Here is a 24,942-nt window from a genome sequence, read left to right as displayed (position 1 = left end):
CTACAGCCCGCCGCGCTCTCCGGTGGCCGGCACGACATCCGCGGTCTCCTCCCCGAGGGTGGGAGTCTTGCGTCCCGACCAGCGGTAGTAGAGGTACACACCCAGGCCGATGACGAGCCAGACGAGGCCGCCGATCTTGGCCGCAGCATCCGCGTTCAACAGCACGTAGCCGATGATGAGAAAGCCCACGACCGGCACGACGAGGTGCAGCAGGTAGTTCTTCGATTTCTTGCGCCCGATGTAGTGCACGATCACCGATACGTGTAGGAGCATGAATCCGAACAGCGCACCGAAATTGACAAGCGATGCGATGAGATTGATCTGCCCGACAAAGAACAGCACGAGGATGGCAGAAAGCCCTGAGACGGTGAGAATCGCCGCCTGCGGAACCTGGCGACTGTTGATCGTGCTGAGAAACTTCGGCAGCTGACGATCCCGGCTCATCGAGAACAGCAGGCGTGAGGTCGCGGCCTGCGCGGCCATTGCGTTCGCAATGCCGATGGCAAGCACATTCACGACTAAGAACGCCGTAGCCCATCCGCTGTTGGAGGCCGCTTGCACAAGGGTGAAGAAGGCGTTACCGGCCTCACTATCAGAGAACGAGGCACGGCCGCCCGCGAGGGCGCTAGCCAACCAGGTCTGGAGCACGAAGAAGAACGCGACGATGAACAGGGCGATGATCATGGCCTTACCCGCGGAGTTGCGGCCACCGGTGGATTCCTCGGCAAGGGTGGAGATGCCGTCGAATCCGAGAAAGCTCAGCACTGCGATCGACAGTGCGGAGGCGATCAGCGGACCGGTGACCTTGCCCGAATCCCAGACCGATGCGGTGGTGAATTCGGCGCCGGGGATGGTGCCGTTATTGAGAGCGATAACCGCGATGATCACGAAGATGACCACGAATACGACCTCGATGGCCAGGAAGATGCGGTTGAGCAGCTTCAGCGATGTGATGCCGAGAAGGTTCACGATGGTGTTGATCGCTACGAAGATGAGCGCCCAGATCCAGCGTGCTGAACCGGGGAAGATACCGATCATCGACTCTGCCGCGAAGACGTAGAGCAGGGTCGGAACAAGCAGGTAGTCGAGCAGAATAGCCCAGCCCGCAAAGAAGCCGAAGGTCGGGTTGATCCCCCGTCCAACGTAGGAGAAAACCGATCCGGCCAACGGGATGGACTTGGCCATCTGTGCATAGGCGAGTGCGGTGAAGATCATGGCCACCAGACCGATGATGTACACGAGTGGGACCATACCGGCTGAGGCGTTATAAACCGTGCCGAAGATAGCCCAGGGCGCGATCGGCACCATGAAGATCAGACCGTAAATGAGTAGGTCTGTCGTAGAGACAGACCGCTTCAGCTCCTGCTTGTAGCCATAGGACTCGAGCTTCTGTTGCGAGCTGAGCTCGGTGGTGCCCGAGGAATCGCTGTGGATCGACATGGGTAAGTCTCTTTCTGATACGGGTGGGAGAGGGAACTGCTGCTGTGGTGCTGCTACTGGTCGTGCTGCTGCTGGTCGTGCTGCGCGAGAAAACGAGCGATGACCGCTCTGAACTCCACCGGTTGTTCGACGTGAGTGCAGTGGCTTGCCCCGGCAAAGACATGGCCGACGGATCCGGGGATCAGGTCGAGGAATGGCTGCCAGGTGGCGGGTGTCGCTTCATCGAATTCGCCGGCCACCACGAGAGTCGGTACCGTCACGTCTGGCAGGCGATCGATCACGCTCCACTCACGCAACGTGCCGATCACGTGAAACTCGTTCGGGCCGTTCATCGTGTGATAAACCGTGGGATCCGCCTGCATTTGAGCTTCGCTGTCGACGAGATCCTGGGGCGTCGGATCCAGGCGGCAGACATGCCGCGAATAAAACACCTCTGTGGCATGCAGGTATTCCGGATCGGTTACCGTGTCATCCGCCTCATGACGGTCGAGCGCATCCTGGATCTCCTGCGGAAGCAGTGCCCGCAGCTCGGCGGCGCCCTCAACCCAGAGCTGCATCGACGCGGGTGAATTACAGATCGCGAGGCTCTGCACCTGGGGAACCTGCCGCACCCCGATCTCTGCCCCGAGCATGCCGCCCCAGGACTGGCCGAGGACATGCACTTTTTCGAGGCCGAGGTGGCGCACAAGGTTTTCGAATTCATCGACGAAGAGTTGTGGGGTCCAAAACTCCCGAGGTGCGTCGGGCAGATGCGTGCTGTTGCCGCAGCCCAGTTGGTCGTAGTGGATGACCGTGCGCCCGGTCTCGTCGGCAAGCGATTCGAGATTGCGCACATAGTTGTGGGCCATCCCGGGCCCCCCGTGCAGGACTACGAGCGGAATCGCCCCGACAAGCGGCACGTCAGGAGTCGTCACCCGAACCCAGGTCTGCCACTCACGGAACGGAATGAGCATTGGGGACACTGTCGACATCCAGAAAACTCCTTGAAATCACTAACTATCGAATTGCTGTTGTTTAGTGTGCATGCCTAATGGTCTCGTGAGAAGACCAATGGCCGACAATTTACACGGCCGTAACACTGGCGGCTTATTTGGGTGCGCTGCCTGCCCTCCTGCACAGGCAAATTCGCACACGCCGCGGGTGCAGACCGCAGACAGTCGCGTCCATCAGCGATACGGTGGGAATGTGAGAGACGATCGGGCGGGTGCACTCAGGCGACCGATCGCGACGTCCTCACGTGTCGACGAGATCACTGACCGGCTGATCACGGCAATCGCCATCGGAGAATACCTGCCCGGGGCACGACTGCCATCGGAGCGTGCCCTTGCTGAATCCCTGGGTGTGGGGCGGATGACCGTGCGGGCCGCGCTTTCCCGTCTCGTCGAGCGGGGACTTCTCGAGACGCAGCGCGGACGTGAGGGCGGATCATTCGTACGCGAACAATGGCCTACATCATCGAGCGCGTCAGTGCATCGCACCCTCTCAGCACGCTGGGACTCAATTCGCGATACGAGTGAAGCACTCAGCCGGCTCTACGGGGTGATCTCCGGTGCCGCAGCAGAAAACCGCAGCGATGGGGATGTCGAGGTGATGCATGACCGCCTAGAGAAATTCCGGCATGCGGCTTCCGGCCTCCCCTCACAAAAGGCCGACGAGCTACTCCACCTCGCCATCATCGATGCCGCAGGCAGCGCGACACTGCGCGAGGTGATCATCGAACTCGAGTCACGAATCAGCATTGCCGCTCCAGCACACCTGTGGGGCTCACCGGAAGGAATGCGAACGATGGAGGCCCGCGCGCTCGTGGATCACATCAATCTCGTGCAGGCAATCAGTTGCGGCAACGCACTAGAGGCGAGCGCAATCGGTCGCGAACACGCCAAGATCGACCTCGAACTGCTCGAGGCGGCTCTGGCACAATCAGCACTATCGCAGTCGGCACTATCGCAATCGGCACTATCGCAGTCGGCACTGGTGCAATCGGCACTATCGCAGTCGGCACCGGCGCAATCGGTGGCGGCGCAATCGGTGCCGAGCCAGTCAGCTCCCTGAACGGGCGGTCAGCCAGACGTCTCCCGGTCATGATTCCCGCGCTCGAACGGATCAGCCGAGTGCGAGCGGCAGTGTTTCGTCTGCGGACCACTCTTCGAGTGAGCCGTCATAGATTCGCACGGCAGTGATGCCGAGCTCGACAAGCGTGAGCGCACTGGCGGATGCCGAGATGCCTCCGCCGCAGTACAACAGCACTTCCTCGGCGCCGGTGACGCCCTCCGCAGCATAGGCCTCGCGCAATGCCCCGTCGTTTTTCACGGTGCCATCGGCGTCGAACAGGTCGCGGGATGACACGTTGACGCTGCCGGGGATACGGCCACGCCGGGCATAGCGGGAGGGGTCGGAACCGGCAAAGCTGCCCGCGGGCAGTCCACAGACCAGTGGACGGGCATCCGATTCGGAGCGGTCGACCAGTTCGTCCTTGGTGATCCAGGCATCGAGGGATGTCGACACAGTCCAGGGGGCGGAGGAGATCGGTACTGGATTCTCGCCGGACACCGTCGGCTGGCCTGCCGCGCTCCAGGCCGCCAGTCCGCCATCGAGCACCCGCACATCGACGCCGATCCAGCGCAGCAGATACCAGAGCCTGGCCGCGAAAAGCCCGCCGGTCGTGTCGTAGATCACCACGGCATCCGTCTTGCCTGCGCCGATACGGGCGAGCTCGTCTGCGATGGCCTGGGCAGTGGGGTGGGTGTAGTGCAGGGTGGCAGAGGTGTCGGAGAACTGGCTCGGTATGTCAACATGCTGCGATGTTGGAATGTGAGCCTCGAGCCACAGCCCTCGGCCCGAATCGCGGCGGTAGTCACCGTCGAACTTCGCGGGGTGCAGCACGCAGCTTGCGTCGAGCACGACTGGAGCCATCGACGCTACGGGATCTGCAGAATTCGCAGAATCCAGCAGGGCTGCGAGCTCGGACACGGAGATGAATGGTGCTGACATAGTCACCACGCTAGCCCGTCGACCAGTCGCGAAACGTCATCGTCGTCGAGAATGACATCCGCCAATAGCCGGGGTTGCTCGCGAAGCCCGAAACTGAGTTCCTGTGCGGCCCACCGGTCCCAGTGCGGTGCATAGGTGTCACCGTCCCGTGCAATGGCACGCCGCTTGCGAGTGGGAGCGTCGAGCTCGACCCAGAGTGCACAGGTTGCCAGTGCGCGATTGGCGCGGCTGAGGCATCCACAGCCCTCAATCACCAGCGGCAGTGCCGGGTCGAGCGGATGCCATTCCGCAGCGCTCTCGGTCATCCAGTCCCAGCGCTGCCAGCCCGGATTCTTCGGCCTGAGTACGTCGTGAGCTACGGCCGCGCTAGCGGATTCCAGCCCATCCCAGCCCGGGTAAAAGTCTTCGAGCCGCACGAGCTGGGCCGCGAGAGCAGGAGCGAGGGCCGCAGCGAGGGTGGTCTTGCCCGAACCGGAGCCACCGTCGATGAGCACCACGGGCCTGCGCGCAAGACGGATGAGTGCGAGCAGCGCTGGTGCGTTAGGCACGGGTTCGGACTTCCATGGGCTGGTCATACTGCATCCTGAATCTACCCCTAACTGCCGGGATCACTCGGGAAACACGATGGGGTGAGGCGGTCGAGTACGGCGGTCGGGGCACCTTTTGTGCCATTCGCCACGGCGCCACCGGTTCGTCCTTCGCTGCACCCGCAGGATACGGTGAAACCAGCCGCTGAACCAGCTGAACGAATTGAGAAAACCGCATGGAAACCTGGCCCGGAACCGCCTACCCCCTCGGCGCAACCTTCGACGGCAGCGGCACCAATTTCGCACTGTTCAGCGAGGTCGCCAACAGGATCGAGCTCTGTCTGTTCGACGACGACGGCGTCGAGACCCGCGTCGAACTGTTTGAGATCGATGCCTACGTCTGGCATTGCTATCTCCCGCAGGTGCAGCCGGGCCAGCGATACGGCTATCGCGTCTACGGCGACTACGACCCGAAATCGGGCACCCGCTGCAATCCCAACAAGCTGCTCCTCGACCCCTATGCCAAGGCCACCTGCGGCGACTTCGACTGGGACCCGTCGCTCTTCGCCTACAACTTCGGCGATCCGCTGTCTCGCAACGACGAGGACTCGGCCAGCCACACGATGATGGGCATCGTCATCAACCCCTTCTTTGACTGGGCCGGTGACCGCCATCCGCGAGTCCCCTACAACGACACGGTGATCTACGAGGCCCACGTCAAGGGACTCACCGCACTGCACCCTGACATTCCTGAAGAGCAGCGCGGCACCTACTCCGGGCTCGCGCATCCCGCCGTCATCGAGCACCTGCAAAAGCTTGGCATCACCACCCTCGAACTCATGCCGGTGCACCAGTTCGTGCAAGATTCAACGCTGCTCGAGAAGGGCCTGCGCAACTATTGGGGCTACAACACCATCAGCTTCTTCGCTCCGCAGAACAGCTATTCCTCGGTGGGAGATCGCGGCCAGCAGGTGCAGGAGTTCAAGGGCATGGTGCGATCAATGCACGACGCCGGCATCGAGGTCGTGCTCGACGTGGTCTACAACCACACCGCCGAGGGCAACCACCTCGGCCCCACTATCTCGTTCAAAGGGATCGACAACCACGCCTATTACCGCCTGGTCGAAGGCGACGAACGGTTCTACATGGATTACACCGGCACCGGTAATTCGTTCAACGTGCGGCATCCGCACTCCCTGCAGCTCATCATGGACAGCCTGCGCTACTGGGTGATCGAGATGCATGTTGACGGATTCCGCTTCGACCTCGCCTCCACGCTTGCCCGTGAGTTCTACGACGTCGACAAACTCTCCACTTTCTTCGAGCTCGTGCAACAGGATCCGATCGTCTCCCAGGTCAAGCTCATCGCTGAGCCCTGGGATGTCGGTCCCGGCGGCTACCAGGTGGGCAACTTCCCTCCCCAGTGGACGGAGTGGAACGGCAAGTATCGCGACACCATGCGCGACTTCTGGCGCGGTGAGCCCTCGACCCTCGGCGAATTTGCGTCGCGTCTCACCGGCTCGTCGGACCTCTACGAGGGTGATGGTCGTCGGCCAGTGGCATCCATCAACTTCGTGACGGCGCACGATGGGTTTACTCTTGCCGACCTCGTCTCGTACAACGAGAAGCACAACGACGCCAACGGTGAAGACAATAACGACGGAGAGTCGGAGAATCGCTCCTGGAACTCCGGTGTGGAGGGTGCGACGGATGACCCGGCGGTACTCGGCCTGCGCGCCCGACAGCAGCGAAACTTTTTGGCAACGCTGCTGCTGTCGCAGGGTGTGCCGATGATCCTGCACGGAGACGAACTCGGCCGCACGCAGCGGGGCAATAACAACAGCTACGCCCAGGATTCCGAAATCTCCTGGGTGCACTGGGATGCGGCGGATACTCCGCTCACCGAGTTCGTTGCGGCAGTGACGCGGCTCCGCAAGGACCACCCCACGTTTCGCCGAAGGAGGTTCTTCGACGGCCGGCCGGTGCGGCGCGGCGCGGGCGAACCGCTCGCTGACATCGTCTGGCTCACCCCCGGCGGCGAGGAAATGGAACCCGAGAACTGGGACTCCGGGTTCGGGCGCGCCATCGGGGTGTTCCTCAATGGCAACGGCATCCGGGGGCGCGACCTGCGCGGCCAGCGCATCACCGACCTCAACTTCGCCATTTTCTTCAACGCGGGTGACGAGTCGATCGACTTCACGCTGCCCTCCGAAGAGTTCTCCGGATCGTGGGAGATCGTGATCGATACCTCCGGCGAGCTGGCCGACACCGAGCCGCGCAAGGCAACGGATGTGCTGCCGGTCGTGGCGAAATCCCTCGTCGTGCTGCGGGCCTGGCTCGCACCCGAGGTGGAGATCGACCACTCTGTTGCGGCCTCGCTGAGCGCACAGGCCGGCACTCAGACCGCGCAAGCCGGATCTCAGACCGCGGCGCTGCGGATCCCGGAGACGCACTGATGCGCGTGCCGGTCTCCACCTATCGGCTGCAGATCCGCGAGTCCTTCGATCTGCACGCCGCAGCAAACATCGCCGGTTATGTGCACGCTCTTGGCGTGGACTGGCTCTACCTCTCCCCCATCCTCACGGCGGAGCGGGGCTCTGACCACGGGTACGACGTCGTCGATCATTCGCGCATCGATCCGGCTCGCGGCGGTCGAGAAGGACTGGATGCCGCATCCGCGGCCGCCCGCGCGCTCGGTCTCGGGGTGCTCATCGACATCGTTCCCAATCACATGGGAGTTGCGACACCGAAGCAGAACCTCTGGTGGTGGGATCTGCTAACCCACGGGCGTGACTCGCGCTACGCGGAAGCCTTCGATGTGGACTGGGCATTCGGCCGCGGGAAGGTGCGCATCCCCGTGCTCGGCGACGAGCCGGATCCGGTGTTCGAAATCATCGACGGCGAATTAGCGTACTTCGACAACCGCTTCCCGCTGGCTCCCGGCACCGCCGACGACGGAGCCTCGCCGGAAGAGGTCCACTCCCGCCAGAACTACGAGTTGATCAACTGGCGCCGGGCCGACACCGAGCTCAACTACCGCAGATTCTTCGCCGTGAACAGCCTCGCCGGCATTCGTGTCGAGACACCGTGGGTGTTCGAGGAGTCGCACGCGGAGATCATCCGCTGGATCACCGATGGCCTGGCCGACGGCCTGCGGGTGGATCATCCCGACGGCCTCGCCGACCCTGCCCGGTACCTCGATGCGCTCGCGGCAGCCACCAAGGGTGCCTACGTGCTCGTGGAGAAGATCCTCGAGTCAGACGAACAACTGCCCACCGCCTGGGCCGCGTCGGGAACGACCGGCTACGACGCTCTCGCGGATGTCGACCGGGTGCTCGTGGATCCGGCCGGGCAAACGGCGCTCGACACCCTCGACTCCGCCCTGCGGGACTCAACCGAAGCGGTTTCCTGGACCCACCTCATCCACAGCACGAAGCGAGCGGTCGCCGACGGCATCCTGCGCTCGGAGGTGCTGCGCATCGAGCGTGATCTCGGAGCGTCTCTGCCGCAGCCCGGCGACAGCACAGCGGATGCCATTGCCGAGTTGCTCGCATGCTTCCCGGTTTACCGCTCCTACCTTCCGCTCGGCATCGAGCACCTGCACGAGGCCGTGAAGTCGGCCAAGGAGCACCGCCCGGATGTCTCTGCGCGCATCGACGCCCTGCTTCCGACGCTCAGTGATCCGAGTCATCCGGCCGCCATCCGCTTCCAGCAGACGTCGGGAATGGTGATGGCCAAAGGGGTGGAAGACACCGCTTTTTATCGCTACACGCGACTGGGATCGCTCACCGAGGTGGGTGCAGATCCGTCCGAGTTCTCGATCGGAATCGACGAATTCCACCGCCGCCAGCAACTGAGACAGGCGAGCTTTCCTTCTTCCCTCACCACGCTCTCCACCCATGACACCAAGCGCGGGGAGGACGTGCGGGCACGCATCAGCGTGCTCGCCGAAATCCCCGAAGAGTGGTCAGCTGCTCTCCACCAGCTGCACGAGGCGGCGCCACTCGGGGACGGTCCGCTCGAATCGCTGCTCTGGGAGGCGATCATCGGAGCCTGGCCGGCCAGCCGAGAGCGGTTGCACGCCTATGCCGAGAAGGCGGCCCGCGAGGCAGGCAACTCCACCGCCTGGACGGCCCCGAGCGATCAATTCGAAACGCGCATGCACGCGCTCATCGACTCCGCCTTCGACGATGAGCACGTCGCCGGCATCCTCGAGCACCTGCTCGACACCGTGCGACAGCCGGGCTGGTCGAATTCGCTGTCGGCCAAGGTGATCCAGCTCACTGCCCCCGGCGTTCCGGATGTCTATCAGGGCAGCGAGCTGTGGGAGACCTCCCTCGTCGACCCCGATAACCGTCGCCCAGTCGACTTCGACGCACGGCAGCTCTACCTCGCCGCTATCGACGCCGGAGCGCAGCCACCGATCGACGACTCGGGTGCCGTAAAGCTGCTCGTGACCGCCCGCTCATTGCGCTTGCGTCGTGACCATCCAGGACTCTTCACCCGATATGCCGCGATCGCGGCCTATGGATCCGCCGCCACACATGTCATCGCTTTTGACCGCGGCGGCGCGCTGACCGTCGCAACCCGCCTTCCGATCGGACTCGCGCGCAACGGCGGGTGGGGTGACACCTCGCTGATCGTCCCCGGGCGGCGCGTCACCGACGTCTTCACCGGTCGCATCTTTGATAGCAACACACTGCTACTGTCCGAACTGCTTGCGCGGTATCCGGTGGCATTGCTGGTGCCGAGTGATGAGGCCCACAATGACCGCTGAAGTGACGACCGCTGAAGTGATGACCTTTGATATTTGGGCACCCACGGCTTCCACTCTCACACTGCTACTCGACGGCGAGCGCCACGAGATGACGGCGATCGCGGGTGGCTGGTGGACGGCGCCCGAGGGGCTGTCGGGTACTGATTACGGCTACCTCATCGACACCGATCCGACACCGCTGCCGGATCCGCGCAGCCGTCGCCAACCCGAGTCGGTCCATGGGCTCTCCCGCATCTTCAGCAGCGACTTCGAATGGACCGACAGCGGGTGGACGGGTCGCCAACTGGCCGGTGGTGTGATCTACGAGCTGCACCTCGGCACCTTCACCCCCGAGGGCACCCTCGATTCGGCAATCACCAAGCTCGACCACCTCGTCTCCATCGGGGTGGCCTTCGTTGAGCTACTGCCGGTCAACGGATTCAACGGCGCTCACAACTGGGGCTACGACGGAGTGCTCTGGTATACCGTCGACGAGACCTACGGAGGCCCGGCGGCATACGAACGGTTCGTGGATGCCGCACATGCGCGCGGTCTCGGCGTGATCCAGGACGTCGTCTACAACCACCTTGGACCGAGCGGCAACTACCTGCCGCGGTTCGGTCCGTACCTTCGTTCCGGTTCGTCGAACACGTGGGGTGATTCGATCAATCTGGATGAGCCGGCGGTTCGGGCGTACATCATCGAAAATGCACTGGGCTGGTTTCGTGACTTTCATGTTGATGGCCTTCGCCTCGATGCGGTTCACGCCCTTGTCGACGAGTCGCCGAAACACCTCCTCCAGGAGCTCTCCGAGCAAACGGATGCCCTCTCCGCGTTCCTCGGCCGGCCGCTCAGCCTCATCGCTGAATCCGATCTCAACGACCCGAAACTGATCACCCCCCGCGAGGGTGGCAGCGGTGGGTACGGCCTGCAGGCGCAGTGGAGCGATGACTTCCACCATGCCGTTCACGTCGCTCTCACCGGCGAGACGACCGGCTACTACGCCGATTTCGCCCGGTTGGATGCCCTCGCCCGAGTGATGACACACGGCTTCTTCCACGACGGCACCTACTCATCGTTTCGCGAACGTGACCACGGGCATCCGATCGATATCGAACACATGCCGTCGTGGCGGCTCGTGGTCGCCAACCAGAATCACGACCAGATCGGCAACCGTGCTGTGGGTGACCGGCTCTCGGCCCAGCTCGATGCGGACCAACTGGCGATCGCAGCGGTGCTCACGCTCGCCGGTCCGTTCACTCCGATGCTGTTCATGGGTGAGGAGTGGGGCGCTTCCACCCCGTGGCAGTTCTTCACCGCTCATCCGGAACCCGAGCTCGGCATCGCCACAGCCGTGGGACGCATCGCAGAGTTCGCGAAGGTGGGCTGGGATCCGGCCATCGTGCCCGACCCGCAGGACCCGGAGACCTTCACGCGATCCAAGCTCGACTGGGATGAGCCTGCAGAGGGCGACCACGCCCGCCTGCTGCAGCTCTACCGCTCGCTTGCGGCTCTGCGCCGTGGCCGCCCCGATCTCACCGACCCACGAATGTCGCGGCTGACGACCGAGTTCGACGATGAGGCGCAGTGGTTTGCCCTGCATCGCAGTGGGGCGGATGGTCGGGGCACCAGCATCGTCGTCAACTTCGCCGACTTCCCGGTGGCACTGCCCTACGGCGGTTCCGTGTTGCTTGCCACGACGAACACGGTCGCAGCATCCTCGGCGGAGATCCTGCTCGGAGCGCGCTCGGCGGCGATCCTCGCGCGCTAGCGAAACGGCAGAGGAATGTGTTCTGGGTAGTCCCACTCGAGTTGAAGGCGATGGCCGCTCGCTGTCTCGGGCACGGCAGCGGTGACCTCGTTGGTGATGGCCTCCCGGATGAAGACAAGGGTGCTTTCATCGGGAGCCACCGCGTGCACCGTCAATGCACCGCCGGTGTCTGTGAGGAGCACCGCCCCGACGAGCGGAATTAGCACTATCGACTCGATGTCGGAGAATCGCACGTTCGTGCACCGGTCGAACCTGTTTCTCACGACGTTCACCCACAGAGGCGAATCGACGGAAGCGATCGATAGTCGAAGAGCAATCATGTAGACAAGCGTGATCCGCCGAGGTTGCCTGATCCTAAACGGAAGGTGACAGTTGCCTGAATCCGCCACAGGGGCCGACTGGAACTCGCTTTAGTGACGAATTAATCCCGGTCGGTCTATTTCTCCGACGAGGTTCTCTCTGTTTTGGGACCGGTACAGGTGACCAGAGTCGAGCGACGTTCCGCAGATGCTCTGGCATGAGGGCCACGCAACTGGCACCATGTGGGAATGCCCAATCAGCGGATGATGCTCACCTGGCTTGTTCTGGGTGCGAGTGCTGCGCTCATGGTCGGCTGCACACCGTCAGACCCCCTGCCGCCCAATAGCGCCTGGCACGACCGCATGGGCGGTTTGCTCAGCGATCCCCAGGGGCAGGGAGGTGCGAGCGGTGACTTCATTGCCGAGAGCAGAAACGCTTCGGTCACTCTGGCGAGTGTGACCGCCGGGTCGCACGACGTGTTGGCGGTCTGCACGGGCGTCGAGGTGATGCGGCTTACCGTCAGCGGCCTTGGTCAGTCTGGGAACGATCGTTCACCGGGCGGCACGCTCGCATCCGCAGATATCGCCTGCGGAGCCACCCTCAAACTCCCAGTGACCATTCCCGCCGGAGGCGTGATCCTCACCGTACGAAGCGCGGGAGGGGCGGGCGGATGGCAATTCGCAATCGTCTCTCCGGGCTGGTCACCCACCCCGACGATATTCGCTCGCTGAATAACGACCTCGTTGCCCCAGTACTCCACAGCCCAGGCCGAGCGGCTGCACTCGATCACCGCCTGCTATCACCGTTCGAACGGCTGGGTGCGATGCTCGGGCGGGCCCCCGGTGAATTAAGGTTTAGGCATGTCAGCCGCAGGTGCATCAGATCGCCTGACTCTCACCAGGTCGGGTTCCGGCAACATTCCTGGCGGCGTTCGTAGACGGTGACATAGTCGATATTTCCGGCCTAACAGCGCGATTCGTGACATTCCGCAGGCGTACCCGCGACAGGGCTGCCAGCTATGCCAGAAATGACGATCGTGGGACAAACGTTCGGCGCAGTTGTCGGGTCACCCCCGGCGGATATTCGCCTTCCCGTCGTCGGCGGTTAGCTGCCACCGCCTCGAGCTGCCGCAGCGCGGTACGCAGCCCGCGCGATTCGCAGATCGTCTGACGTGATGCCGTGGCCTCCGGTGCGGGTGTGGCGGGCAACATCCGCTCCGGTGCGAGTGAGCTCAGCCACAAGCCGGTCGACGCTTACGACTGGAGCCATCGGGTCTGAGTCACCGTTCAGCAGAACGAATCGCTGCGCTGCCAGTTCGGTCGAAACGGCCACATCCTGCGAACCGGCCACATCCTGCGAAACATCCAAGCCAGTCGAAGCCGTCCCCACTGGTGCACCGGCCGGATGCGTCGACATCGCTCGCGCGCCGAACGGATACATTCCGGAAAACGCGATCGTCGTGTCGAACAACCCCGGGGAGAGGATGCCCGTCGCCAGGGCAATGTTCGCCCCGTTCGAGAAACCGGCAGCCACAATCTTGCGAGCACTCAGATCGTAGGCAGAGGCAGCCCAGCCGACGAACTCGGCGAGACTGCCCGCACGGAAGACCACGTCATCGACGTCGAAGACTCCCTCAGACAGGCGACGGAACCAGCGCAGTGCCCCGCCCTCCAACACCTGCCCGCGCGGGGCGATGACGGCGGCAGCCGGATCGATCTCATCGCTGAGACCGAGCATGTCGATCTCCGAGCCTCCGGTTCCATGCAGCATGAGCAGCACCGGCCCGGTGCCCGGCCGATAGAGGTGCGGCCAGGCGGCGAGCTCGGTATCAGTGCGCATCGGGTGGAGTTACGCCCGCAGGAGGGGCGACCGGGTGCGCAGCATCCACAGTCCCGGAGCCAGACTCGGAGCTCGACTCGGAGCTCGAGACATCCGGAGCCTCCCGATTGTTTTCCTCGGGCAACGCGAGCGGCGCCACAGCGTGCTCAATCTGCTCGCGCGACGGCTCGAGCCACGGCGGGAGCTTCAGGCTACGACCGAGTTCGAGCAGCGGCTCGTCGATTTCGAATCCGGGGGTGTCGGTCGCGATCTCGAAGAGCACACCTCCCGGCTCGCGAAAGTAAATCGAGGTGAAGTACTGCCGGTCGAGCACGGCTGTCACGTCGTAGCCGCGGTCGACAAGCTGCTCGCGCCACAGTCGCTGCGTCTCGCCGTCCGGTACCCGAAAGGCGATGTGATGTACGGTTCCGCCGGCAGTGAGGCCATCTGCGCCGGTCGGGTCGGCGATGATATCGACGATGTTTCCGGGGCGACCGTCCCCGGCGGCGACACGGATACGATTACCGATCTCGGAAACCACGTGCATCCCGAGATCCTCGGTGAGCAGGCGAACGGTTCCTTCCGGCTCCCTCACGGTGAGTACGGACGAGTGCTGGCCGCGCACCGCATACTGGGCAGGAACGAACGCTGAATCCCATGGATCGCGGGGATCCTGGGTAGATGACGCAACAAGGTCGAGCTGGAGCCCGTCGGGATCACGCAGGGAAAGCCGCTCCTCATCCGACGAGCGCGTCGTGATCACCGACGCCGTGCCGAGGTCTGCGAAGTGGTCGCTCCACCAGCCGAGGCTGCCGGCCGGAACGGAGAACGCAGTGGTCGTCGACTGCCCAGCACCGACGCGACCCGAGCGGATGCCGGTCCACGGGAAGAAGGTCATCAGCGAACCGGGTGCACCAGCCTCGTCGCCGTAGTAGAGGTGATAGGTACCCGGGTCATCAAAATTCACCGTCTTCTTCACCAGCCGCAGACCGAGGCCCCGGATGTAGAAGTCGACATTGTGCTGCGGAGCGCCACCGATGGCGGTGACGTGGTGGAGTCCAGAAGTCTGTGCTGGTACTGCTGATGCTGCGCTCATGATGATCCTTCCCATATCGCCGGGGATTCTCCCGCGCGATATCTATACGAACGTATAGAAATCCCTGATATTCCCGATCAGGGCGATATTCCCGATCAGGTCAATATTCCCGACCGGTGCCGGTGCCGGTGCCGGTGCCGGTGAGACAGTTTCGGTGCCGGATGCCGAGCCGACCACCTCCGTTCAGCGCGGGGGCTCATAGTCGATCCGGTGCGCATTTTGCGCATCACCGTGCGGGGCTTGGGCCTTGAGAAGCGACGCGGGCCGCAACATGCCGCGACCGAAACGTGCAGTCACCGCGTCGATCGTGTCTTCGGCCTCGCGCCAGTTGTCGTCTTCATCCCAGAGACCGAGCTGCTGGTCACCACCCTGGCTCAGGTGCTCCATCCGCACGCCAATAAGTCGCACCGGATTGTGACGCCCGAGAGCCTCGTAGATTGACCGCACTTCCTCATAGATGCGGCGCCCGACATCCGTCGACTCGGCGAGAGTGCGTGAGCGCGTGATCGTGGTGAAGTCGTCGTAACGCAGCTTGAGCACTACGGTGCGTCCGACCGAGCCGGCGGAGCGCATCCGCACTGCGACCGCGTTGGCCTGACGAAGCAGCTCCCGCCGAAGGACATCCGCATCCACGGTATCCACCTCGAAAGTCACTTCGTGCCCCACGCTCTTCTCCACGGATGTCGTGGTCACCGACCGGGGATCGCGACCGTTGGCGAGGTCGTGCAGCATGAGCCCGGAGGCATCGCCCACCGCGCGTTGAATGGCCGAAAGCGGAGACCTGGCGATGTCGCCGATCGTGCGAAGTCCGCGCCGCGTAAGTGCCTCCTCGGTAACCGCACCGACACCCCAGAGCGCACCGACGGGCAGCGGATGGAGGAAAGCGAGTGTCTGGTCGGCGGGTACGACGAGCACTCCGTCGGGCTTGGCGCGCCCGGACGCGAGCTTCGCCACGAATTTCGTAGATGCCGCCCCCACGGAGCAGGTGAGCCGGGTCTGTTCCTGCACTCGCCGCCGAATCACAGCCGCGACCTCCGCCGGGTTTCCGATGAGTCCCGCTCCTGACACGTCAAGAAATGCCTCGTCGATGCCGAGCCGCTCGACGACGGGGGTGACGCCATCGAAGATCTCCATGACGAGTGTCGAATAGTGCCGGTATTTGTCAAAATGCGGCTCGAGCACGATGGCTCTGGGGCAGAGTCGAAGCGCCTGTGATAGCGGGATAGCCGAACGCACCCCGTACTTGCGTGCCGGATAGTTTGCCGCTGTCACGACCGAACGCATTGACTTGCCTGCGACGACCACTGGAAGGTGGGTGAGTTCGGGTCGATCGAGAAGTTCAACCGACGCGAAGAATGCATCCAGATCGACGTGCAGGATCGTGGCAGTGCTGCTGTCCACAGAGGTCGCGCTGACCTGGCGGTCCGTGCCGTCCTGCTTGCTCACTCGGTTGCGCCTCCTGTGGGTTGAATCTACCCTCGGCAGACGACAGCGGGCCGTTGGAACTGCACCGAGCCGACCCCCGCAGCGCGAATGAACGAGCGCCACGAGTCAGCGTCTCGAGTCAGCGTCTCGAGTCAGCGGTGCGAGTTAGCGCCACGGGTTAGAGCAGACCGAGACGACGCAGTCGCGAGCGCGCGGCATCTTCGCTTGTGGAACTTCGTCCGAGCAGTGCACCGACGAGCACGAGGATCAGACGCGTGACCGTGATCGCCGGCCACCACGCGCGGCGCAGGCCAAGCATCCGCCGGTATTCGACCGGGATGGATGCGACGGCTCCTGCAAAGAGAATGTTGTAGGCGGGCAACATGCCCTGGGGCAGACCCGGCTTGCGGATGAAGCGAACTGCCTCGGCCACCCGTTCGTCGCTTTTGAGGATGCCTGCAGTGCGAAATGCATCCAGTTGGGAACGCAGTTCGGCTTGCGAGGCTGGAGGATCGGCGACCCCGACGAGTTCGCCTGCCTTGGTCCATTCGCGCACATACTGGTCCGGACCGCCCGGAATCGGTGCACCCCAGACGAGGTGACTTCCCAGAAACGCGTCAGTGAACACGACATGCACCCACGACAGCAGTTCCGGATCTCCCGCAGCGTAGGGCCGCTCTACTCCCTGGGCATCGAGATAGGTTCCGACGACCCGGTCGTGAAAGCGGCCGACTCGGCTCGACTCGCGTACGGCCATGGTGGTGTCGGAGAAGGTGACGCTGATGAGCCACTGAATAGTTCCGGACAGGCGTCCGAGCGGATCTTCCTTGTACCTCGACCAGTCATGCACCCCAGCCATTGCGCCGGGGTGAAGTGTCTGCATAAGCAAGGCACGGATGCCTGCGACGAGCGTTGGCATGCCCCCGTGGACGGCCCAGGCGGCAGATCCAACGCCGAAAAATCCCGCGTTCTCACCTTCTTCGATCTGGCTGACCCAGTCTGGGCGGCCGCTCGAATTGCCGGTGAAAGCCGAAAGGAGTCGGGATCGAAACGGGGCGGTGAGGCTAGACACTCCTACACGCTATCTAACCTGTCTGGGAATGACGGTGAACGCGCCACGTGGTTCGGCCTGGCCAGGTCAGTCGCCCGGTTGCTCGCGGCACCGTTAGCCGAGCCGCGCGCGCATCCAGGCCACCGGGTCGACCGGAGTGGTGCCGCCGGGTCGAATCTCAAAGTGCAGATGGGCTCCGGTACTCGCACCGGTACTGCCGACACGACCGATGCGCTCTCCTGCGAAGGTGGTATCACCGACGCTCAGCGGCATCGATCCCACCTGCATGTGCGCATAGACGCTGGTCACAGTCTGGCCGTCGATTACATGTTGGATGGTTACGTGGATGCCGAGGGCAGATGACCCGGGGTTATTGGTCTCCACAACAATTCCCGCCGCAATAGCGCGCACAGGTGTTCCGTTGCCCGCGTCGTAGTCCACCCCTTCGTGCAGCGACGAACAGGTGGCGCACGGCGAGACTCGCGGGCCAAAGCCATCGACAATGGGGCTCGATGGATCCACCGGCCACTGCAGCGAAGGTGGCACAGTCACACCGTAGGTATCCCGCACCACGGCTGCGACAGGAGGCACTGCGCTCACAGTGAGGCTCTGCAGCGCGAGTATTCGCACCGGAGGCGTCGCTATTGCCGCCGCGAAGGCCGGCGCTCCGACGCCGAGCGCGACGACCGCCACAAAGGATGCCGCCACCGCGGCGACGCCACGGCGAACCACCTTTACAGTGCGCACCTGGCGCAGGTTTCGCACAGACCGACCGTTGAGGGCTGGCAGTTCGGGGCTGTGCACAGCTGGCACGGGCTTGAACGCAGTGTTTCGGGCGCGCGCGGGATTACCACGGTACTTTTCTAACAAATGAGGATCTCCGGTTATCCACGTCAGCGCGTTCGCTAGGGTGAAAACGCTGAGGCGGGCGGCGACGCATAAGCGACGCTCGGCGGCTGTCTGCCCACATCGGCTGCGTCCCGCACAGGGGGCCCTCTCCGACATGGGTGGCTTCCCGATACGGGTGGGAAGCGGGCTCTCGACTTGCTCCATGACAGACAGATAGTTGCACGGTCAGAGGGGCTCTCGGTGTCGAAACCGCTCACCAGCCTTAGACACCAAGCTCCACGTCCCCTGTGAAGGAGGGGCCGACTGTGCAGCCGCACACGGCGGAACTGGCCGAATATGGATGGCACAACTTCCGTCCCGTATTCCAGATTCACGCGGTGGCATGCGTATAAAAACATCTCCACGAGAGCCTCGGCGCCGGCGTCTGGGGCTGGCCGTCCCGCGTGCTGCGGTTGCTCCGCTGGTCAAAAAACAGGTCAAAAAAGTTTTCCGACCGGTAACCAAAACTGGGAATAGCCGCCAGGTCTATGCGCTTGCATAGAGTTATGACATCCATTACTGACACCCATCCCACCTACGTCGCTGGCACCTGGAAGCTTGACCCCACTCACTCCGAGGTCACCTTCTCGGTGAAGCACCTCGCGATCAGCAAGGTACGTGGCTCGTTCGAGCGATTCACCGCCACCATTGTTACCGCCGAAGACCCGACAAAATCGACCGTCGAGGCAAGTATTGAGGTCGCCTCGGTCAACACGAACCAGAAGGACCGCGACAACCACCTGCGCACCAACGACTTCTTCAAGGCCGACGAGTTTCCGACCATCACCTTCGTCTCGACGAGCGTGAACCGCGACAGCGATGACATCACCGTTGTCGGGGAGCTGAGCCTGCGCGGTGTGACCAAATCCGTCACTCTCACCGGTGAGTTCGGTGGGATTGTCGTTGATGGCTACGGGCAGTCGAAGGCGGGCTTCAGCGCGTCAACCAAAATCAACCGCCACGACTTCGGTGTGAGCTGGAACGCCGCCCTCGAGGCCGGCGGATTCACTCTCGGCGACGATGTCACGATCAACTTCGAGTTGCAGTTCATACTCCAGGCGGCATAGACCTGTAGTCCGCCGCGCGCTGGTTCGCGGCGGACTGGCTCGTGAAGACGGGTCCCCGCGTCGCGGGGCCCGTCTGTAGGGCAACTGCCCCGGGCGCACGGCTAGCGGTGCTGCTCGACCTCGTGGTCCGCATGCTCTTCGAGTTCGAGCTGAAAAGTGGAGTGCGCCACGTCGAAGTGCTCGGCGAGACATTCGCTGAGCCCGTCGAGAAGCTGGTCTGTGCGGTTCTCGCTGAAGACCGCCTGATCCACCACGACATGCGCCGAAAATACGTTGGCACCGGGCGTGATCGACCAGACATGAACGTCATGAACCGAGACCACCCCCGGCTTCGACAGCACGTGTTCGCGAATCAATGCGACATCTGTTCCTCGCGGCGTGCCCTGGCTGAGTACCCGCAGCACATCTCGCAACAGACCGAGGGCTCGCGGCACGATAAGCGCCGCGATCGCCAGTGAGGCGATCGCATCGGCCCGCTCGAAGCCGGTGAGCAGGATGACCACGGCCGCCACAATCACGGCCACTGATCCAACGAGATCTCCGAGCACCTCGAGATACGCGCCGCGCATATTGATCGAGTCCTTCGCCCCTCCGCGCAAAACGAGCAACCCCGCAGTATTTGCAAGCGCCCCGAGGATCGCCACAAGCAGCATCAGAGGTGCCTGCACTGTCGCAACCACCGGCTCGAACAACCGCGTGACCGCCTCCACCATGATGAAACCAACCACCACGAGCAGGATGAGCCCATTGGCGAGAGCTCCGAAGACCTCGGCCCGACGGTGACCGAAGGTTCGAGCATCCGTTGCCGGCCGCGCCGCCACCGTGAGGGCGACCAGCGCGACCAGGAGCCCCGTGAGGTCGGAGAGCATGTGACCGGCGTCGGCGAGCAGCGCGAGTGATCCCGAGAAAATGGCACCGATCACCTCCACCACGAATACGACGGAGACGATCCCGATGGTGATGAGCAGGCGCGCGCGATTGGTCCGGCCGGTCAGGGGATCCAGTCCGTGCGAATGGCTATGCCCGTGCGTGTCGCTCACGTCTCCAGTGTAGAAACAAACTCTGAATGCGCGGGGCTGTCGGGCAGCGTCAGACCGGGAAAATCAACAGAGTACTGCTCGCCGTTGCGATGAGTTTGCCGTTTGAGTCATGCACCGTGCCATCGGCGAAGGCGGCCCGGGATCCCGGCTTGGTGGCGATCCCGACTGCGGTGAGCTGGCCGGTATCCGCCATCACCGGTCGCAGGTAGCTGATCTTGATCTCGAGCGAGGTGTACCCCTGCCCCTTCGGCAGCGTCGTGTGCACTGCGCAGCCAAGCACCGAGTCAAGCAGAGTGCAGACCAGTCCACCGTGAACCGAGCCGATGGGGTTGTAGTGCGATTCGTTCGGATCGCAGGTGAACGTGACCTTGCCCACCTCGACCGCGACCGGCCTCATATTCATGAGATTGACGATCGGAGGCGCCGGGATGCTTCCGTCGAGAAGCCCCTGCATGTACTCGAGCCCGGACATCGTCTTGGCGAGCGCGGCCCCGACCAGCGGATTTTCCCAGGTCACCGTTCGGGATCGATCGACCGGGGCGTGTTCTGATTCGCGGCTCATCGGATAGTCCCTTCCTGACTTTCAGCCTACGACCGCACCCCGGGGCGGGAATGCATCGGGTAGTTTCGCGTTGAGGTAGTCATGGATACGAGCGAACCGACAACCCCGACATTTCACTGGCTCGCCCTGCAGAAGCAGGCCCATCGCGAATTTGCAGTGCGGCTCGGACTGGTGACGAACTGGGATGCTCCCACTCCCGACACCGAATGGAACGTGCGCGAGCTTGTGAGCCATGTCGTGGAGGAGCAGCAGTGGGTACCGCACCTGCTGGCCGGGAGTTCCGTCGCCGACGCGCGACGGCGGCTCCAGCCGCTCGGTGACGATCTTCGTGCGGAGTGGCGGCTGTACTCTCTCGCCGCGACCTCGGCGTGGGATGCCGCGTCGCCCGATGCGCAGGTCAGCCTGTCATACGACACGGTTTCGGTGCGCGACTACCTGCGCGAGCAGGTGAGTGACGTCGCCATCCACTCCTGGGATCTGGCACGCGCGGTGCGTGCCGATGAGACTCTCGATGACGGCCTCGTCGCTGGTGTGTGGACGGTCTTCGAACCCCAGCGCGACACCCTCTCGGCAAGCGGCTTGTTCGCAGCACCGATTCCCCTGCCCGAAGATGCGTCCCTGCAACTGCGACTGCTCGCCCTCACCGGACGCGACGGGCGCTGAAGGGTTGCCGTGGGCCTAGAAACCCGCGATTGCGTGCGGGATGTAATGCTCGGTGAGCAAGGCAAGCTCGGCAGCAGAGAGATCGAGTTCGACCGCAGCCACCGCATCATCCAGGTGGATGAGTTTCGTCGCCCCGACGATGGGAGAACTCACCGCCGGCTGCTGGGCCACCCACGCAAGGGCGACCTGCGCTCGCGGTATTCCGCGGGCCTCTGCGACTGATGCGACAGCATCCGCAACCCGACGATCCGACTGCTCGGACTGCACATAGAGGGTCTTGCCGAACTCATCGGTGGCCGATCGCGACGACGCGGCATCCCAGTCCCGGGTCAGTTTGCCGCGCGCGAGCGGGCTCCAGGGAAGCACTCCGACGCCCTGATCGAGACAGAACGGATGCATCTCTCGTTCCTCTTCCCGATTGATGAGGTTGTAGTGGTCCTGCATTGACACGAACCGGGTCCAGCCGTTCAGGTCCGCCGAGTGCTGCGCCTGCGAAAACTGCCAGGCGAACATCGAGGATGCCCCGAGATAGCGCGCCTTTCCGGACTTGACGACGTCGTGCAGTGCCTCCATCGTCTCCTCGATTGGCACCCGCGGATCCCAGCGGTGAATCTGGTACAGGTCGACATAGTCCGTGCCGAGACGCCGGAGACTGGCGTCGATCTGCTCCATGATGTGACCGCGGGACAGCCCGCCGCCGTTCGGCCCCGGTCGCATCGTGCCGTGCACCTTGGTGGCAATCACGACCTCTTCGCGGGTCGCGTAGTCGTTCAGCGCACGCCCCACGATCTCCTCGCTCGAACCGTTCGAGTAGACATTGGCCGTGTCGAATGTGGTGATCCCGAGCTCGAGAGCGCGACGGATGAACGGACGACTCTGCTCCTCCGGCAAACTCCACGCGTGGTTACCGAGGCCGGGCTCGCCGTAGCTCATGCAGCCAAGGGTTACCGCCGAGATCTCGAGTCCGCTGTGTCCGAGTTGGGTGTATTCCATGACTCAAGTCTGCCGCTGTCGTGACGCGTCGCGCGACACGACAGTATTCGCTGAAAGCGCCGCGCGAAACCACGACGCAAACGCCGCGCGAAGCCAATTCGCGGTAACTCAGGTCGCAACCGGTTCGCGCGATCGCCCGGGCATCCGCAGCGCATAGGCGGATGCCCCGAGGAAGAAGACCGCGCCAACGGCGAAGGCCACCGGATAGGACACCGTGTCGGCGAGGAAGCCAGCGACGAGAGGGCCGATGATTGCGCCGAAGTCCGAAAACATCGAGAACAGCGCTACCGGTCGCCCACCCTGCGCGCCGACAACATCCCCGACCGCTGCAGCCGGTGCCGTTCCCATGAACGCCGCCGCCACCCCGTAGAGGCAGAGCAGCGCGGTAAGCGCCAAGAAGCTGGTCACGAACGGAACGACGGCGATAGTCACGCCCGCGACCGCGAATGCGCCGACGATGGCGGGCTTGCGTCCGACGGTGTCGATGAATCGCGCTGCCGGGGCCAACGCGATGGTCTGGGCGACCGCAGAGAAGGCGAATGCGATGCCGGTCCAGGCGCTCGGCCCGCGCAACACCTCGACGATCAGCACGGGAACCAGCGAATTACGCACGCCGAACGAGGTCCAGCCCTGGGCGAAGTTAGCCAGACAGGCGGCACGGAATCCGCGATTCCTCAGAACCTCGCGGAACGGGATGATCACCGCAATACCTCCCGTATCACTCGCCACAGCGACCGTGCGAGGCCGGAGCAGAACAATACCGATGACGCCAGCGACAGCGAGGGTTCCCGCATAGAAGAAGAATGGCGCGGTCAGCGAAATGGTCGCAAGAAGTCCTCCAAGAGCGGGGCCCGTCATCCCTCCGATGAGAAATCCGCCCTGGTAGAAGCCGATGGATCTGGCACGCATCGCGGTGGAGGTCGACCCGATCAGCAGCGTCATCGCCGACACCGTGAACATCGCCGAGCCGACACCGCCAATGCCCCGCAGGATCAACAGTTGCGGATAGTTCTGCACGATGCCGACCAGCCCGCTGGACAGTGCGACGATGCCGATTCCGATTGAGAGGATGGCGCGCTCACCTGCCCAGTCGATCAGCCGCCCGCAAAAAGGACTCGAGACGAAGCGCATCAGCGCGAACGCGGAGACCACCGCCCCGACCTGCGCATTTCCCACACCGAAGCTACGAACGTAGACCGGCAGCACCGGCACGACAACGCCGAAACCGACCATCACGAAAAAGGCGATCACACCGAGCACCAGCACGTCGCGCGAGAGTCGGGGCTTACGCACAGAGCCGGTGCTCACGCGGGAGAAAACTGGACTGGCGGATGCATCCCCCCAGCGTATTGCGATCAACAGCGGGTATTGCGAACTACAGGGGCGTAGCGAAGATCCGCGGATGGTGCGCTTGACGACTACGGCGAACCCACGGGCACCGCGTGTAGCGTCGACAGCATGAAAGCAACTAAGCAACTCTCCGACAATCTGCAGGCTGTGCTCGTTGACCTCATCGAGCTCCATCTCCAGGGCAAGCAGGCTCATTGGAACGTCGTCGGCACCAACTTTCGCGATACCCACCTGATCCTTGACGAGATGGTCGATTCCGCTCGCGAATTGTCTGACGAAATAGCCGAGCGGATGCGCGCACTTCACACCCTGCCAGACGGTCGCTCCGAGACCGTGAGCGCCACGACCACCCTGCCGCGATTCTCAGCAGACCAAGTCGGCACGACGGAGGTCGTCACTCTCATCACCGCACGCCTCGACGCCGCTGCCGCTACCTGCCGCCGGGTGCATGACGAAGTCGACGATGAAGACCCGACCACTGCGGACATCCTGCACAAGGTCATCGAGACTCTCGAAAAGTTCTCCTGGATGATTGGCGCGGAGAATCTCACACCGCAGAATCACGACGCAACGACCGGACTCTGAGTCACTTGGTGGTGTGATTAGTACCACCGGCGCGGCACCGACCATTGGTGCGGCTCGCACCCTGCTTGCGGCTTAGACGACAGCCGCGAGCAGGGCGACAGTCACCGAACCGCCCTTCGTGGCCTGCTCGCCGATTCGGTCGAAACCCAGCCGCGCATGGAATGCGAGGGATTCCGGATTAGGCGGATCTAGGTTGACCTCGCAGGTCACCTCGCGCAGCGACTCACTCCGCGCAAGCTCGAAGACCTCACCATAGAGGGCCCGCCCGATGCCGGTCCCGCGCTGCGAATCATCGATCACAATGCGGTCGACATAGAGGAAATCGAAGCTGCGCGCGTCGAAAAAGCGGTAATTCTCGCTGGCGTAACTCGAGCCAGCGCGCATTCCGATCACGAACCCGATCAGCGCGCCACCGTCCCTCGCCGCGAGGGTGAATCCGGCAATGTCCAGCAGTGCCGCCATCTCCGTTTCGGAGGTGATCGGCACCGCCGGCGAGGCGGCATCATTCAACTCAACCAGCCGTGGGACGTCGGTGGGGGTGAGAGCATCGAAGCTCATGTCAGGTGAGTGCACAGCCCTAGTCTGCCGTGCTGTCGACCAGTGGGCTACCGGGCCCAAA

The 24,942-nt window shown here is 63.4% G+C and carries 23 protein-coding genes; 8 read left to right on the top strand and 15 right to left on the bottom strand.

Going from position 1 to position 24,942, the window contains the following annotated elements; genetic code table 11:
* Together IWX88_RS03755 and IWX88_RS03750 are read right to left on the bottom strand one after the other, a co-directional pair.
* Nucleotides 1–1,440 carry an APC family permease gene (locus IWX88_RS03755; RefSeq protein WP_196827296.1) on the bottom strand — a complete coding sequence of 480 codons (1,440 nt, stop codon included), beginning with the start codon at nt 1,438–1,440 and terminating at the stop codon, nt 1–3.
* A gap of 53 nt (nt 1,441–1,493) precedes the next feature.
* Nucleotides 1,494–2,411: a proline iminopeptidase-family hydrolase gene (locus IWX88_RS03750; RefSeq protein WP_196827294.1), complete on the bottom strand. Its 918-nt coding sequence runs from the start codon at nt 2,409–2,411 to the stop codon at nt 1,494–1,496.
* 214 nt (nt 2,412–2,625) lie between these two features.
* Between IWX88_RS03750 and IWX88_RS03745 the strand changes: the two genes are divergently transcribed.
* Nucleotides 2,626–3,492: a FadR/GntR family transcriptional regulator gene (locus tag IWX88_RS03745; protein ID WP_370568155.1), complete on the top strand. Its 867-nt coding sequence runs from the start codon at nt 2,626–2,628 to the stop codon at nt 3,490–3,492.
* Nucleotides 3,493–3,543: 51 nt separating this feature from the next.
* Here the strand turns inward: IWX88_RS03745 and IWX88_RS03740 are convergent, their stop codons facing one another.
* Nucleotides 3,544–4,431, bottom strand: a complete 888-nt coding sequence (locus IWX88_RS03740) for a sulfurtransferase (RefSeq protein ID WP_196827290.1) — start codon at nt 4,429–4,431, stop codon at nt 3,544–3,546.
* A 2-nt stretch (nt 4,432–4,433) separates the two neighbouring features.
* Complete coding sequence (locus IWX88_RS03735; protein ID WP_196827288.1) at nt 4,434–5,006, bottom strand: ATP-binding protein; 573 nt, start codon at nt 5,004–5,006, stop codon at nt 4,434–4,436.
* A gap of 188 nt (nt 5,007–5,194) precedes the next feature.
* Between IWX88_RS03735 and glgX the strand changes: the two genes are divergently transcribed.
* From glgX to treZ, 3 genes are read left to right on the top strand one after another with little or no spacing between them, the layout of a single operon-like run.
* Nucleotides 5,195–7,414: a glycogen debranching protein GlgX gene (gene glgX, locus IWX88_RS03730; protein ID WP_196827286.1), complete on the top strand. Its 2,220-nt coding sequence runs from the start codon at nt 5,195–5,197 to the stop codon at nt 7,412–7,414.
* Complete coding sequence (gene treY, locus IWX88_RS03725; protein ID WP_196827284.1) at nt 7,414–9,735, top strand: malto-oligosyltrehalose synthase; 2,322 nt, start codon at nt 7,414–7,416, stop codon at nt 9,733–9,735. Before glgX ends, treY begins: the two co-directional genes overlap by 1 nt.
* Nucleotides 9,725–11,485: a malto-oligosyltrehalose trehalohydrolase gene (treZ, locus tag IWX88_RS03720; protein WP_370568154.1), complete on the top strand. Its 1,761-nt coding sequence runs from the start codon at nt 9,725–9,727 to the stop codon at nt 11,483–11,485. Before treY ends, treZ begins: the two co-directional genes overlap by 11 nt.
* Here treZ and IWX88_RS03715 read toward each other — a convergent pair.
* A complete protein-coding gene (locus IWX88_RS03715) occupies nt 11,482–11,805 on the bottom strand; it encodes a hypothetical protein (protein ID WP_196827282.1) in 324 nt (107 codons plus the stop codon). The genes treZ and IWX88_RS03715 overlap by 4 nt on opposite strands.
* A gap of 228 nt (nt 11,806–12,033) precedes the next feature.
* Here IWX88_RS03715 and IWX88_RS03710 point away from each other — a divergent pair, with 228 nt between their 5' ends.
* Nucleotides 12,034–12,516 (top strand): hypothetical protein, encoded by a 483-nt coding sequence (locus IWX88_RS03710; protein WP_196827280.1) that lies wholly within the window; start codon nt 12,034–12,036, stop codon nt 12,514–12,516.
* A 373-nt stretch (nt 12,517–12,889) separates the two neighbouring features.
* Here IWX88_RS03710 and IWX88_RS03705 read toward each other — a convergent pair whose 3' ends face one another.
* From IWX88_RS03705 to IWX88_RS03685, 5 genes are all read right to left on the bottom strand, one after another.
* Nucleotides 12,890–13,624 carry an alpha/beta hydrolase gene (locus IWX88_RS03705; RefSeq protein ID WP_196827278.1) on the bottom strand — a complete coding sequence of 245 codons (735 nt, stop codon included), beginning with the start codon at nt 13,622–13,624 and terminating at the stop codon, nt 12,890–12,892.
* Nucleotides 13,614–14,699: a ring-cleaving dioxygenase gene (locus IWX88_RS03700; RefSeq protein WP_196827276.1), complete on the bottom strand. Its 1,086-nt coding sequence runs from the start codon at nt 14,697–14,699 to the stop codon at nt 13,614–13,616. The genes IWX88_RS03705 and IWX88_RS03700 overlap by 11 nt, the downstream gene beginning before the upstream one ends.
* Nucleotides 14,700–14,882: 183 nt before the next feature.
* Nucleotides 14,883–16,145 (bottom strand): DNA polymerase IV, encoded by a 1,263-nt coding sequence (gene dinB, locus IWX88_RS03695; protein ID WP_196827274.1) that lies wholly within the window; start codon nt 16,143–16,145, stop codon nt 14,883–14,885.
* A gap of 157 nt (nt 16,146–16,302) precedes the next feature.
* The gene (locus IWX88_RS03690; RefSeq protein ID WP_196827272.1) at nt 16,303–17,196 is read right to left on the bottom strand and encodes an oxygenase MpaB family protein; all 894 of its coding nucleotides are present in this window, start codon (nt 17,194–17,196) and stop codon (nt 16,303–16,305) included.
* A gap of 93 nt (nt 17,197–17,289) precedes the next feature.
* Complete coding sequence (locus tag IWX88_RS03685; protein WP_196827270.1) at nt 17,290–17,922, bottom strand: M23 family metallopeptidase; 633 nt, start codon at nt 17,920–17,922, stop codon at nt 17,290–17,292.
* Nucleotides 17,923–18,569: 647 nt separating this feature from the next.
* On the opposite strand from IWX88_RS03685, the gene IWX88_RS03680 reads away from it, so the two are divergent.
* Nucleotides 18,570–19,130, top strand: a complete 561-nt coding sequence (locus IWX88_RS03680; RefSeq protein WP_196827268.1) for a YceI family protein — start codon at nt 18,570–18,572, stop codon at nt 19,128–19,130.
* A 101-nt stretch (nt 19,131–19,231) separates the two neighbouring features.
* Here IWX88_RS03680 and IWX88_RS03675 read toward each other — a convergent pair whose 3' ends face one another.
* Complete coding sequence (locus IWX88_RS03675; RefSeq protein ID WP_196827266.1) at nt 19,232–20,170, bottom strand: cation diffusion facilitator family transporter; 939 nt, start codon at nt 20,168–20,170, stop codon at nt 19,232–19,234.
* A 49-nt stretch (nt 20,171–20,219) separates the two neighbouring features.
* Nucleotides 20,220–20,732, bottom strand: coding sequence for a PaaI family thioesterase (locus IWX88_RS03670; RefSeq protein ID WP_196827264.1), 513 nt, complete (start codon nt 20,730–20,732; stop codon nt 20,220–20,222).
* A gap of 81 nt (nt 20,733–20,813) precedes the next feature.
* On the opposite strand from IWX88_RS03670, the gene IWX88_RS03665 reads away from it, so the two are divergent.
* On the top strand, nt 20,814–21,395 hold the full coding sequence (locus tag IWX88_RS03665; RefSeq protein WP_196827262.1) for a TIGR03086 family metal-binding protein: 582 nt from the start codon (nt 20,814–20,816) through the stop codon (nt 21,393–21,395).
* Between the two features lie 15 nt (nt 21,396–21,410).
* Here the strand turns inward: IWX88_RS03665 and IWX88_RS03660 are convergent, their stop codons facing one another.
* Together IWX88_RS03660 and IWX88_RS03655 are read right to left on the bottom strand one after the other, a co-directional pair.
* Nucleotides 21,411–22,388 carry an aldo/keto reductase gene (locus IWX88_RS03660; RefSeq protein WP_196827260.1) on the bottom strand — a complete coding sequence of 326 codons (978 nt, stop codon included), beginning with the start codon at nt 22,386–22,388 and terminating at the stop codon, nt 21,411–21,413.
* Nucleotides 22,389–22,496: 108 nt separating this feature from the next.
* On the bottom strand, nt 22,497–23,696 hold the full coding sequence (locus IWX88_RS03655) for an MFS transporter (RefSeq protein ID WP_370568153.1): 1,200 nt from the start codon (nt 23,694–23,696) through the stop codon (nt 22,497–22,499).
* Nucleotides 23,697–23,846: 150 nt separating this feature from the next.
* Between IWX88_RS03655 and IWX88_RS03650 the strand changes: the two genes are divergently transcribed.
* The gene (locus tag IWX88_RS03650) at nt 23,847–24,323 is read left to right on the top strand and encodes a Dps family protein (protein WP_196827255.1); all 477 of its coding nucleotides are present in this window, start codon (nt 23,847–23,849) and stop codon (nt 24,321–24,323) included.
* A 72-nt stretch (nt 24,324–24,395) separates the two neighbouring features.
* On the opposite strand, the gene IWX88_RS03645 is transcribed toward IWX88_RS03650, so the two are convergent.
* Nucleotides 24,396–24,896: a GNAT family N-acetyltransferase gene (locus IWX88_RS03645; RefSeq protein WP_196827253.1), complete on the bottom strand. Its 501-nt coding sequence runs from the start codon at nt 24,894–24,896 to the stop codon at nt 24,396–24,398.
* Between the last annotated feature and the right edge of the window lie 46 nt (nt 24,897–24,942).

It is taken from the genome of Frigoribacterium sp. CG_9.8, assembly GCF_015751965.1.
In the GTDB taxonomy this organism is placed as follows: domain Bacteria; phylum Actinomycetota; class Actinomycetes; order Actinomycetales; family Microbacteriaceae; genus Lacisediminihabitans.
Note: the sequence above shows the minus strand (reverse complement) of the source record. Positions and strands in the feature narration are given on the sequence as shown.

Excerpts from the sequence above, each read along its gene's own strand:
- IWX88_RS03680 (WP_196827268.1), top strand. The coding sequence starts at position 18,570 with ATGACATCCATTACTGACACCCATCCCACCTACGTCGCTGGCACCTGG.
- IWX88_RS03650 (WP_196827255.1), top strand. The coding sequence starts at position 23,847 with ATGAAAGCAACTAAGCAACTCTCCGACAATCTGCAGGCTGTGCTCGTT.
- IWX88_RS03660 (WP_196827260.1), bottom strand. The coding sequence starts at position 22,388 with ATGGAATACACCCAACTCGGACACAGCGGACTCGAGATCTCGGCGGTA.
- IWX88_RS03710 (WP_196827280.1), top strand. The coding sequence starts at position 12,034 with ATGCCCAATCAGCGGATGATGCTCACCTGGCTTGTTCTGGGTGCGAGT.
- IWX88_RS03705 (WP_196827278.1), bottom strand. The coding sequence starts at position 13,624 with ATGCGCACTGATACCGAGCTCGCCGCCTGGCCGCACCTCTATCGGCCG.
- glgX (WP_196827286.1), top strand. The coding sequence starts at position 5,195 with ATGGAAACCTGGCCCGGAACCGCCTACCCCCTCGGCGCAACCTTCGAC.
- IWX88_RS03755 (WP_196827296.1), bottom strand. The coding sequence starts at position 1,440 with ATGTCGATCCACAGCGATTCCTCGGGCACCACCGAGCTCAGCTCGCAA.
- treZ (WP_370568154.1), top strand. The coding sequence starts at position 9,725 with ATGACCGCTGAAGTGACGACCGCTGAAGTGATGACCTTTGATATTTGG.
- IWX88_RS03665 (WP_196827262.1), top strand. The coding sequence starts at position 20,814 with ATGGATACGAGCGAACCGACAACCCCGACATTTCACTGGCTCGCCCTG.
- IWX88_RS03750 (WP_196827294.1), bottom strand. The coding sequence starts at position 2,411 with ATGTCGACAGTGTCCCCAATGCTCATTCCGTTCCGTGAGTGGCAGACC.
- treY (WP_196827284.1), top strand. The coding sequence starts at position 7,414 with ATGCGCGTGCCGGTCTCCACCTATCGGCTGCAGATCCGCGAGTCCTTC.
- IWX88_RS03700 (WP_196827276.1), bottom strand. The coding sequence starts at position 14,699 with ATGAGCGCAGCATCAGCAGTACCAGCACAGACTTCTGGACTCCACCAC.
- IWX88_RS03735 (WP_196827288.1), bottom strand. The coding sequence starts at position 5,006 with ATGACCAGCCCATGGAAGTCCGAACCCGTGCCTAACGCACCAGCGCTG.
- IWX88_RS03670 (WP_196827264.1), bottom strand. The coding sequence starts at position 20,732 with ATGAGCCGCGAATCAGAACACGCCCCGGTCGATCGATCCCGAACGGTG.
- IWX88_RS03715 (WP_196827282.1), bottom strand. The coding sequence starts at position 11,805 with ATGATTGCTCTTCGACTATCGATCGCTTCCGTCGATTCGCCTCTGTGG.
- IWX88_RS03740 (WP_196827290.1), bottom strand. The coding sequence starts at position 4,431 with ATGTCAGCACCATTCATCTCCGTGTCCGAGCTCGCAGCCCTGCTGGAT.